This window comes from Lactobacillus nasalidis, from assembly GCF_016587775.1.
Lineage (GTDB): Bacteria > Bacillota > Bacilli > Lactobacillales > Lactobacillaceae > Lactobacillus > Lactobacillus nasalidis.
Map to the genome: position 1 here is coordinate 1 of NZ_BOCG01000520.1, position 2,596 is coordinate 2,596.

Genomic DNA, 2,596 nt, shown 5'->3' on the forward strand with positions numbered 1-2,596 from the left:
CCAGCTTGACCGTCTTTTGCCCGGCCAGCGGATCCGCTGCCGGCAGCACCACCATCAGCCGGTCGCTTTGATAAGGCAGGTATTCAAAGTGCGGGTTCTGGCAGTTTTTGATGAAGGCGAAGTCCAGCTTTCCGGCAGCCAGTTCTTCTTCCAGCTGGCCGCTGGGACCGGTGGAGATCTGGCACTGGTAGCCGCTTTCGTTCATGAACTTGATCAAAAAGTCCAGAATCCCGTATTCAGCCGCCGAAGGGATAGTTCCGATCCGCAGGGCCTGCTCCCGGGACTTGAGCTGGGCGATTTCCCGCTCGGCCTGCTTGTAGAGGTTGATGATCTTATTGGCATAAGGCAGATAGCTCTGCCCGTATTCAGTTAGGGTGACGCCGCTGGCGCCGCGGTTGAAGAGCTGAACGCCCAGGTCATTTTCCAGCTTTTTGATGCTTTTGGAAAAGCTGGACTGGGATATGTACATCTGCTCGGCCGCTTCAGAAAAATTCCTGTACTTGGCCAAGGCTAAAAAACATTCTAAGTATTTGTGCTGCAATGGCAAATCTCCTTATTCCGATTTCGAAAGCCGCGATTCCGAGCTTGAATTGTGTCCGAACCGCTTCCATTTTAAAATTAATTTAACAAGTAAAGCAAGGGGGAATTAACAATGACAGAATTGCTGGCGGGCTTTGGAAAAGGCCGAGTCGAAATTCAAGAGCAGGACCTGCCGCTAAGGGAGTTTACTGCCAAGAGTTCCGACTTGTACGTCCGGGTGGCTCTGCTGCGGCAGGGCGAGGAAAAATTCGCCCTGGCCTCGTTTGAGCTGACCTCGCTGATGGCGCGGGACGTGACCTACTTCAAGCAGCTGCTGGCCGATGAGTGGGAGATTGCGGCTGACCAGGTCTGGATTGCCGTAAGCCACAACTTTTCCTCGCCGCACTTAAAGCAGCAGCTCAACAATGATGAGGAAAAAGCTGCTTACCGCTTTTTCTTGAAGAAGCTGACGGACGCGCTTGAGACGGCCTTTCATGAGGCAGCCGCGGATCTTTCTCCGGCTAAGCTGGCCTATAGCCAGGGACCTTGTCCCATCAACGTCAACCGCAATGTTGAAACGGATCAAGGCTGGTGGCTGGGCCGCAATTTCCAGGGCTTCAGCGACCACCAGGTCCGGGCCCTGCTGGCGGAAAACGCCAGCGGCGCCAGCCTGATCTACAGCTTTGATCTGCAATCTAGCGTGCTGGACCACCTGGATGACGATCAAGGCCGGCGGGTCATCGATGGCGACATTTTCGGCGCCTGCAGCCGCTTTTTGGAAGAAAATTACCGGGTGGCCATTCCCCTGGTCGGCGCGGCTGGCGACCAGCGTCCGCTGTTTACCGGTTCAACCGAGCGGCCTTTTACCTGCAACCAGCAGCTGGTCAGCCTGCAGGGAGCGGCCCTGGCTCAAGCCATTGAAGAATTGACCTACCGGGAGCTGGAGGGCCGGATCAAGCAGACGGTTTTGCAGGCAAGCTTGCCGGGGCAGATGCGGCAAAAAGACACTTTTGACATCCGGCCGACGAAAAGTTTCGTCCCTAAGCCGGGACCGGCAGTAGCCATCAGCTTGAGCGCTTTGCAGCTGGGCAACTTGACCCTGCTGGCGACGCAGCCGGAGCTCAACAGTGCCTTCGGCCGGCAGATCCGCCAGCGGCTGGGGCTCAGCATGCTGGCCAGCCTGGTCAATGGCGGGGTAAAATACCTGCCAGAAGCCAGCGACTTTGAGAAGATGACTTATGAGGCCATGAACAGCAGCTTGGGGCCGGGCAGTGACCAGGCCTTCTTGAAGCTGGTTGAAGAAATCAAACAGAAATTAGCGGATTAAGGATTAGGAAAGAGGAGAAAAATGTTATTAGGACACGGCAGAGCAGACATCACCCCAACGGAGCCTTTTTACCTCCTGGGCTACAAGACCCCGCTGCGCAACATGCCTGCCAAAGGCATTCACGACCATATTTTCATCAACGGCCTGTTGTTTCACAAGGACAATGGGGAAAACGTCTTTTTGGCGACCGGGGACTTGCTGGAAATCGAGGACATCGTGGCTGCTGACATCCGCCAGAAGATCAGCAGCAATTTCGACATTCCTTTTGAAAACATCATTATCGGTGTCACTCACGACCACCATTCAGTGCGTGACTATCACCGCAGCTGGGAATTTGGCAAGTTCAGCCAGAAGTACTACGACTTCTTCGTTGACAGCTTCCTCAAGGTCTACCAGCAGTGCTTGGACTCCCTGGAGGAAGTGACGGCCAAGTATGGAGACACTATGGTCATTGGCTATTACGGCAACCGGGACCACCCGGGCGAGCTTTCAGACAACCTGGTGGAAGTCGTCAAGTTCTACCGCGGTCAAGAAGCAGTTGCCGGCATCGTCAACCTGGCGGTGCACTCAACTGTCCTCAGTGCCAAGAACCAGTACTTGACAGCTGATCTGGCAGGGAACCTGTGCACGGAGCTGGCCAAGAGCTGGGGCTTTTACCCGGTCATGCTGGTCGGCTGCGCCGGCGACTCCAGCAACCACTACCAGCGCCGCGGCCGCGACTGGGCCGAGCTTGACCGGACGGTCAAGGGG

The 2,596-nt window shown here is 55.7% G+C and carries 3 protein-coding genes; 2 read left to right on the forward strand and 1 reads right to left on the reverse strand.

Features of this window, described 5'->3' with window-relative positions; genetic code table 11:
- Positions 1-541 (reverse strand): LysR family transcriptional regulator (locus lacNas_RS10165; protein ID WP_201346827.1); only part of this gene is annotated, 541 nt, incomplete at its 3' end.
- Positions 542-652: 111 nt separating this feature from the next.
- Between lacNas_RS10165 and lacNas_RS10170 the strand changes: the two genes are divergently transcribed.
- Positions 653-1,846: a hypothetical protein gene (locus tag lacNas_RS10170; protein WP_201331477.1), complete on the forward strand. Its 1,194-nt coding sequence runs from the start codon at positions 653-655 to the stop codon at positions 1,844-1,846.
- 21 nt (positions 1,847-1,867) lie between these two features.
- Positions 1,868-2,596 (forward strand): neutral/alkaline non-lysosomal ceramidase N-terminal domain-containing protein (locus lacNas_RS10175; RefSeq protein ID WP_507762787.1); only part of this gene is annotated, 729 nt, incomplete at its 3' end.